This window comes from Amycolatopsis acidicola, from assembly GCF_007713735.2.
GTDB classification, from domain to species: domain Bacteria; phylum Actinomycetota; class Actinomycetes; order Mycobacteriales; family Pseudonocardiaceae; genus Amycolatopsis_E; species Amycolatopsis_E acidicola.
This window is the reverse complement of the sequence record NZ_VMNW02000039.1, coordinates 68,149-76,150: the sequence shown is the minus strand read 5'-3', so window position 1 is coordinate 76,150 and position 8,002 is coordinate 68,149. Positions and strand designations below refer to the sequence as shown.

Genomic DNA, 8,002 nt, shown 5'->3' with positions numbered 1-8,002 from the left:
GTTGGCGGGTGTGCAGAGTCCGGTGTGGACGGTCGTGGGGTCGGTGTCCACATAAGAGGGCTGTCGGCCCCCGACGACCGACAGCCGTGCCGGTCGGTGTGAACGCGGCCCATCGCTGGCCGACCGGCGAGGGGAATCGTGTCAGGGGTGATTTGGGCGGTGGGGCGGGGACGCGTCTCACCGCGTCGATGCTCGCTTGAGAGGGCTCGATCGCTGTGATGCGCCCACTGGATGGTGCGGGGGAGTGCGCCGCTAACTTCCGGCCAGTTCGGCGACGACGGGAGCGAGCGTGCCTGCGGCGTTCGACCCGACGACGACGTAGGAGAAGCCACCCTCTTCACGCCGTCGCAGGATTTCTTCGGTCGCCGCCTTCGGGTCACTGGGCAGCACCAGCAGTGAGTCCGCCGCGCGCAGCGCCGCGGGGTCCGTGTCCGGGGGTGCCATGAAGGGGGAGACCTCGTCGCCGACCACCGCGACGTGTTGCGCCAGCTCAAGGTCGTGGTTCGCGCGGAACCCGGCCGCCAGCCCGATGATGTCGGCCCGCGAATCACCCGGCGTCGAGGCGAACGTGACCGTGTCCGCCGACTCGGCCGCCAGCGCTTGTGCCTTCGGTCCGCGCACGGCCATCACCACGGGGGTGTGCAGCTCCGGGCCGTCGAGTTCCCTGAGCGAAGTGATCGTCTCGCGCACCTGGGCCAACCGCCGGCCCGGAGTCGCCACCGGAAGGCCCAGCGTACGCAGTTCGTCCTCGATCCCGGGCCGTCCGGTGCCGATTCCCATCTCGAAGCGGCCTTCGGTGAGCACGGACAGCGAATGTGCTTCCCAGGCCAGGTTCCGGGACGTGCGCAGCGGAGAGGCGTAGACCCACGTGCCCACCCGCAGATCGGTGAGCGTCGCCGCGACGGCCAGCGTGGGAGCGGGCGCGGGCTGCCACTGCTGGACATCGGGCATCAAAAGCGTCGAGAACCCGGTGTCCGCGATGCGGCGCACCTGCTCCCGCCACGCCGGCAGATCGGTTCTGAGCGGGGCGAGCACACCGAACCGGAATCTCCTCGCCGCGTTGTCGGGCATCGTCGTAGTCCTCTCGAAGCGTTCCGAATCCTGGATGGTGACCACACCGCGGACCGGAACTCATCGGAAGCGGATCACCTGGGCGGGCGATCCGGGCGTCCCTTGACAGCACCTCCCGAGTTGCTCCACGATTTTGTTCACCATTTTGGTGAACAAAATGCCGACAAGGAGGCCGTCATGGCCGTGTTCCCCGTGCACTGGCGCCGGTGGAAACTCGTCCCGTTCCTCATCGTGCTCACCCTGGCGGCCGGGATGACCGCCGCTTCGGCCGGACAGGAAACCGAAGGCGAAACCGAAGGCACACCACCCGCGATGACCTGCGACGCCGTCGCGCAACTCGACCTCGGCGCCATCCCCGGCGCCTCCACGATCGTCACCTCGGCGAAGGTCATGGCCGCCGGCGACAACGACCTGGGGGACTGGCAGGCCTGCGACGTGCAGGGCGTGATCGCGCCACAGCTGCAGTTCGACCTGCGCCTGCCGCTCAGCGGCTGGCAGCGCAACTACCTGCAGGTCGGCTGTGGCGGCAACTGCGGCGTGGTGAACCTGAGCGACGTCCCGGCTTCCGAGGGCTGTACGCCGCTGACGACCGGCGCCTTCGCGGTCGCCACCGACAACCAGGGCCATTCGGTCAACTCCGCCATCTTCGCCACCGATCCGACGCTCAAGGCGGACTTCGGCTACAAGTCCGAGCACGAACTTTCCGTGGTGGCCAAGGAAATCATCAACCGGTTCTACGGGCAGCCCGCCGCGGAGTCCTATTTCGACGGTTGCTCCCAGGGCGGCCACGAATCCCTCACCGAGGCGCAGCGCTATCCGACCGACTTCGACGGCATCATCGCCGGGGCGCCCGCGAACATCTTCACCGCGCTCAACGTCATCTCGCACGCCTGGAACGCGCAGGTCGTCTACACCGACCACGGCAAACCGACCCTGACCACCGCCGACCTCGCCCCACTGCACGACGCGGTGCTGAAGGGGTGCGGCGCGACCGACGGGATCATCGCGGATCCCGTGGCCTGCACCTGGGATCCCGGGAGCATCCAGTGCCGCGCGGGCTCGGCCGGCTTCTGCCTCACCCCGGCGCAGGTCGATTCCGTGCGCAAGCTGTACTCCGGCCCGGTCGACGAGCACGGCAAGCTGCTCTATCCGGGCGGGCAGGAACGGGGTTCGGAACTGAACTGGGCCGGGGTGCTCGTCCCCGAGACCAAGGACGCGCCCCCGCTCAACGAGCGCACCACGGAAACCCTGCGCTACCAGGTGTATCCGCAGGCGCGGGGAGACCTGACCTTCGAGGACGTCCAGTTCACCGACCGGTACTTCGACGAGCTGATGCGGATGGACCACGGCATCCTCGACGCCACCGACGCCGATCTGTCCGCGTTCAAGGCCGCGGGCGGCAAGCTGATCCTCTGGCAGGGCCTCGGCGACGAACACGTCGCCCCGGCGGGCACGATCGCCTACTACCAGGCGGTGCAGCAGGCGATGGGCGGCGCCGAGAAGACCAACGCGTTCGCGCGGCTGTTCCTGTTGCCCGGCGTGGCGCACTGCGGCGGAGGCCAGGGCCCGGACAGCTTCGACGCCTTGACCGCGCTGACGGACTGGGTCACGAAGGGCAAGGCGCCGGACAGCATAGTCACCGAAAATCCGGACAACGGCAGCAGCAGGCCCGTGTACCCGTTCCCTTACGTGGCGGAGAAAACGGCCACCGGCTACGCGCCGCGACTGTCCACGGCGCAACAGGATCTGCGTATCGACTGGGTCGGTGACTTCCGTTCCGGGTACGAAACCGTGAGCGGCTGGACCAGTGACGGCCGCTGGGTGACCCGGCCCGGGAAGAACTGAGCCCGGATACCGAACGGCCCGGCTCCCCACCGCAATGGGGAGCCGGGCCTTCCGGTCAGGGCCGGCGCCGCACCGAACCGAGCAGGGTTTCCCACTCTCGCGGCGTTTCGATCCGTTTGGTCACCGGGAACCCGATGTACCCGTTGCCCGAGCCGATCTCCACGTGGTCGCGGTCGGCGTCGCCCGCCACGACGATGATGAAGTCGTCCGGGGAGGACACCATCTGGATGTCCCGCTCCAGCTCCATCGACGTGCCGAGCTGCTCGGGCCAGTTGCCCTCGCGGATTCCCTTGTAGAACCGCTCGACGATCATCCCGGACAGCCTGCTGACCCGCAGCTTCGCGTGCTCGTAGAAGTGCTGCCGGACGGCTTCCTTCGTCCAGCCCTGATCCGTGAGCACCCGCAGGATCGCCGGGGTGAGCACGATCGTGGGCCGGGTGACCATGCCGCGGAAGAAGAACTGGATGAACATGTGGTTGTCCGCCATGCGGGCCTCGATGTTCTTCAGGATCTGTTCCGCCGACGGGTCGCCCACCTCGATGGCTTGCGTCATCTCGGTGCACGCCGTGATGGTCACCAGGTTGTCGCCGAGCGCGTAACCCTCGTCCACGCTGTGCGGCTGCCATCCCATACTCGTGACGGCGTCCTCGTTCTCCGCCAGCACGATCCGGAAGTTGCCGCCGAAGCAGCCCTTGTCCGTCTTGTGCGGCAGGAACCCGCAGGCGTTGCGGAGGTACATCCGCCAGAACCGGCCGATGCTGGTGTTGGCCTGGAACCCGGGCCGCAGTGCCGCCTGGGCGTAGTTGAACTCCAGTTCCTTGATGATCCTCCCGTTGACGATGATCAGGGTTTCGGTGCCCGGGGTGTGCCCGAGGTGCTCGTGCCCGAACTTCGGGTCCACCATGGCCTCGACGATCGCGATCAGCACCGGCATGTACTCCGGGCGGCAGCCCGAAAGCACGCCGTTGACGGCGATGTTCCAGATCGTGGCTTCCCTGCTGTCGGGCAGCAACCTGCCCAGGACCTCGTCGGGGGAGCGGTCGGTGAAGCGCAGGAACTGCTCCACGGCCTCGATGGTCGGCGGGACGATCGGCAGGCCCTCACTCCACTCGTTGGCGAGGAAGTGCTCGTTGACCTCGGCGAACGTGCCGCTGAACACGATGTCGCGTTTGGCGGGTTCGGCGGTGAAGCCGGCTTCTTCGGGCTGGATCGTCAGCCCGTCGATCACCTGCTGCAGCATCGGGCCCGCCACGTTGCGCTCGAGCTCCTCGTCGTCGACGAGGTTCACGTGCCCGGGGTGGATCGCGTGGGGCAGGTTCGGGAGCCCCAGTCCCTTCGCGGTGAACTTTCCTTGTTTGACGAACCCTCCACAGAGGACGGTCACGGTCGGGATTCCCAGTTTCTCAACCAGGGCGGAGGCACGCGTCACGGCGGCCGTGCAGCTGCCTCAACAGCCGACGCCGCAGATGACGGCGTCTACCTCCATTTCGCGCAGTTTCTCCGGCAGCTTCGCCAGCACCTCGTGCTCGTTCGCGCCGTGGATCTCGCCGAACTCGCGCCAGCTGACGAACTCGATGCCCTCGTAGCGGGCGCCGAGCTCACGCTCCCAGATGTCGAACATCTTGTCGCCCTTGAAGACCCAGTCCCACAGCTCGGCGACCTTCTTGCCTTCCAGTGAATCCAGCCGCGGGGCCAGCGTCTTGCCGTCGGTCATCCGGCGGCCGCTGGGCCACACGACGTCGAAATTCTCAGTCATGCACCGACATTAGGTCCGCGCGACACGCGAAGTCGCGTGATATCACTCCGGCGCGACACGCCATCACAGCCCGGAACGCCGCCGCAGCGCCTCGATCACGGCGCTCGTCGCGGGGGACTGCTCCGCGCCGGAACGCAGTAGCAGCGCCACTTCCCGCGTCATCGGCGGCAGGTCCACGTCCAGTTCGGTCACGAGCCCGGAGGACAGCTCGAAGAAGTACTGCCTCGCCGAAGCCAGCGCGAGTACCTCACCGGAGGAGAGCAGCCGCCGGACCACGCCCAGGTCAGCGGACTCGACGACCGGCCGCGGCGGCGGGAATCCGGCGCTGTGGAAGGCATCCACGAACAGCCGGCGGCTCGGTGAACCCTCACGGGGCAGGATCCACCGCTCGCCGGCCAACTCGGCGGCGCGCACACGCCTGCCCGCGAGCGGATGGCCCGCCCCGGCCAGCACGACGAGCCGGTCGGTGAACAAGGGTTCCCTCACGAGCCCGGAATCGTCACTTCCCTCGCGCGTGACGCCCACGACGATGTCGATATCACCGGAGTGCAACTCGCCGACGAGATGGTCGTAATGGCTTTCGACCGTCGTGACCCGCAGCCCCGGCCGTCCGTTGAGCGCTTCGGCCAGTGCCTCCGGCAGCACCTGGGTCCGCCCGAGCGGCAGCGCGCCGACCACCACGCTGCCGCTCGGCACCCCGGCGATCGACGCGATGTCCGAATGCAGATGCCGCAGTTCGGCGAACGTCCGCCGCGCGTGCACGGCCAGATGCACCGCCGCGTCACTGGGCACCACGCCGTTTTTCGCGCGTTCGAACAGCGGCACACCGAGCGTGGACTCCAAACGCGACAGTGCCATGCTCGCGCCGGACTGACTCAGCCCCGTCGCCACCGCGGCCCGGGAAACGCTGCGCAGCGCGACAAGCTGCACGACGAGTTGGAGCCTGCGCCCGTCGTAGAGCGTGCCGGTCCGGGCGCGGCAGATCCGGGCGGCCTGCGCGAGTTCGGCGTCGATGCGTCCCGCGCGCGCGAGCGCGAGGCGGCCGGTGGCGGTGAGTTCGAGCCCCGTGCCGTGGCGATCGAACAGCCGGGTGCCCAGCGCGGTTTCGAGATCGCCGACCGCGCGCGACACGGCCGCCCGCGAGCGGTAGAGCGCGCGGGCGGCCTCGGCCATGCTGGGGGCGCGGGCGACGGCGAGGAACGTCTTCACCGCGGGCAGGTGCTCGGCGAGGTTCACAGCAAACCCAGCAGCACCGCCGAAAGCAGGCTCGCCACGACCACGGCCCCGGCCATCGCCGCGGTCACCCGCCACGACAGCGCCCGCCCGACCATCACCATCGACGGCAGGCTCAGCGCGGGCAACGCGATCAGCAACGCGCCCGCCGTGCCCAGCGAAGCCCCGGCCGCGGTCAGCGCCAGCACCACCGGGATCTCGCCGCCGGTCGGGATCACCAGCAGCGTGCCGACCACCGCGCACACGAGCACGGCCGCCGCGCCCAGCTGCGTCGTCAGGCCCGAGAAGTCCGAAAGCCAGCCACTGAGGGTACCGATGAGCAGCACGACCACGAAGTACTCGGGCACGAGCACCAACGCGAACCGCGCCAGCGAGCGCAGGTACCGCACCGGCAGTTCGCGCACCCGCTCCGGCTCGACGTCGGGCAGCTCCGCCTGAGGCCGCGCGAACCGGGCCACGAATGCTGTCGCGCCGAACACGAGCAGCGTCCCGACGAGCAGCCGCACCACGCCGAACTGCCACGGCGCCACCAGGAACAGGAACACCAGCACCGCCGGGTTCAGCACGGGATTGCCCACCCAGTAAGCGAGACTGGCCGCCACCGAAGCCCCGCGGCGCCGCATCCCGACGGCCACCGGCGCGGTGCAGCAGGTGCACATCAGGCTCGGCAGCGACGCCGCGCCACCGGCGAAACTCTGCCCGAACCGCGACCGGCGGTTCAGCGCCGCGAGCAACCACGCTTTCGGCACGAGCGCGTCCACGGCCGCCGCGAGCACCAGCCCGACCAGCGCCGCCGGCCACACCGACTGGAAGTACGCGACCGTGAACCGCCACGCGCCGGACAGCGACGGCGTGTCGTCGGCCTTCGCGAAGATGGCGCCCCCGGACCAGGTGTGCGTGGTCGCCATCGTGCTCGCCTTACCCGCGTAGGGCAGCCATTTCGCCCACAGCAGCCCGGCGACGAACAACACGGCCAGCACGCCGACGCCGATGATCCCCACCCGCGCGGCGGGACGGACAGCGGTGGTCGTCATGCCCGTTCCGCGAGGTAGCGCTCGGCGTCGAGCGCGGCCTGGCATCCGGTGCCGGCCGCGGTGATCGCCTGGCGGTAGGTGTGGTCCACGAGATCACCCGCGGCGAACACGCCGTCGAGGTTGGTCCGGGTTCCCTGCATGGTGCGGACATACCCGTCCGCGTCCAGTTCCACCTGTCCCTTGACGAGATCACTGCGCGGCTGGTGCCCGATCGCCACGAACAGCCCGCCGACGGCAAGGTCGCGTTCCTCGCCGGTGCGCGTGTCCCGCAGGCGGATGCCTTCGACCGAGCCGTCGCCGTGGATGTCGGCGACCTCGCTGTTCCACGCCCAGCGGATCTTGGGGTCGGCGGCCGCGCGCTCGGCCATGATCCGGCTGGCGCGCAGGGTGTCGCGGCGGTGCACGACCGTCACCGACTTCGCGAACCGGGTCAGGAACGTCGCCTCCTCCATCGCGGTGTCGCCACCGCCGACGACGGCGATGTCCTTGTCCCGGAAGAAGAACCCGTCACAGGTGGCGCACCACGACACGCCCCGGCCGGACAGCTCGTCCTCGCGCTCCAGGCCGAGCTTGCGGTACGCCGAGCCCATCGCGAGCACGACCGCGTCGGCGGTGTACTCGCCGGACAGCGTGCGCACGACCTTGACGTCGCCGGTCAGTTCGAGCCCGGTGACGTCGTCCGGCACCAGTTCGGCGCCGAACCGCTCCGCCTGGGTGCGGATCTTCGCCATCAGGTCCGGGCCGAGCACGGCCTCCGGGAAGCCGGGGAAGTTCTCGACCTCGGTGGTGTTCATCAGCGCGCCGCCGAACTGCGAACCCTCGAACACGAGCGGTTCGAGGTCGGCGCGCGCGGTGTAGAGGGCGGTGGTGTACCCGGCGGGCCCGGAGCCCACGACGAGGACGGTGCGATGCGTTTTCACTGCTGATGGCTCGCTTTCGGTGGTTGACTGACTGCTGATCGGCGCCGCGTTTTCGGTGTGTCACCGCTGATCCGCGCGGCGCTTGTCGGTGGTGCGCCGCCGATCCGCGTGGCGCGTTCGATGCCGGCCGGCGGCCCGCGGGC

Annotated in this window: 6 protein-coding genes; 1 reads left to right on the top strand and 5 read right to left on the bottom strand. The window is 69.3% G+C overall.

Translation table 11 applies throughout. The features are described from left to right. Positions 1–252: 252 nt before the first annotated feature. Positions 253–1,071, bottom strand: coding sequence for an LLM class flavin-dependent oxidoreductase (locus tag FPZ12_RS24525; RefSeq protein ID WP_144757756.1), 819 nt, complete (start codon positions 1,069–1,071; stop codon positions 253–255). A gap of 177 nt (positions 1,072–1,248) precedes the next feature. Here FPZ12_RS24525 and FPZ12_RS24520 point away from each other — a divergent pair, with 177 nt between their 5' ends. Next, the gene (locus FPZ12_RS24520) at positions 1,249–2,916 is read left to right on the top strand and encodes a tannase/feruloyl esterase family alpha/beta hydrolase (protein WP_144757755.1); all 1,668 of its coding nucleotides are present in this window, start codon (positions 1,249–1,251) and stop codon (positions 2,914–2,916) included. Positions 2,917–2,971: 55 nt separating this feature from the next. Here FPZ12_RS24520 and FPZ12_RS24515 read toward each other — a convergent pair whose 3' ends face one another. The 4 genes from FPZ12_RS24515 to trxB all read right to left on the bottom strand — a co-directional run bounded on the left by FPZ12_RS24515 (position 2,972) and on the right by trxB (position 7,859). Continuing rightward, positions 2,972–4,672, bottom strand: a complete 1,701-nt coding sequence (locus tag FPZ12_RS24515; protein WP_424923636.1) for a UGSC family (seleno)protein — start codon at positions 4,670–4,672, stop codon at positions 2,972–2,974. A gap of 63 nt (positions 4,673–4,735) precedes the next feature. Continuing rightward, positions 4,736–5,908 carry a LysR family transcriptional regulator gene (locus FPZ12_RS24505; RefSeq protein WP_144757752.1) on the bottom strand — a complete coding sequence of 391 codons (1,173 nt, stop codon included), beginning with the start codon at positions 5,906–5,908 and terminating at the stop codon, positions 4,736–4,738. After that, positions 5,905–6,939, bottom strand: a complete 1,035-nt coding sequence (locus FPZ12_RS24500; protein WP_144757751.1) for a permease — start codon at positions 6,937–6,939, stop codon at positions 5,905–5,907. Before FPZ12_RS24500 ends, FPZ12_RS24505 begins: the two co-directional genes overlap by 4 nt. Beyond that, positions 6,936–7,859 carry a thioredoxin-disulfide reductase gene (gene trxB, locus FPZ12_RS24495; protein ID WP_144757750.1) on the bottom strand — a complete coding sequence of 308 codons (924 nt, stop codon included), beginning with the start codon at positions 7,857–7,859 and terminating at the stop codon, positions 6,936–6,938. Before trxB ends, FPZ12_RS24500 begins: the two co-directional genes overlap by 4 nt. Between the last annotated feature and the right edge of the window lie 143 nt (positions 7,860–8,002).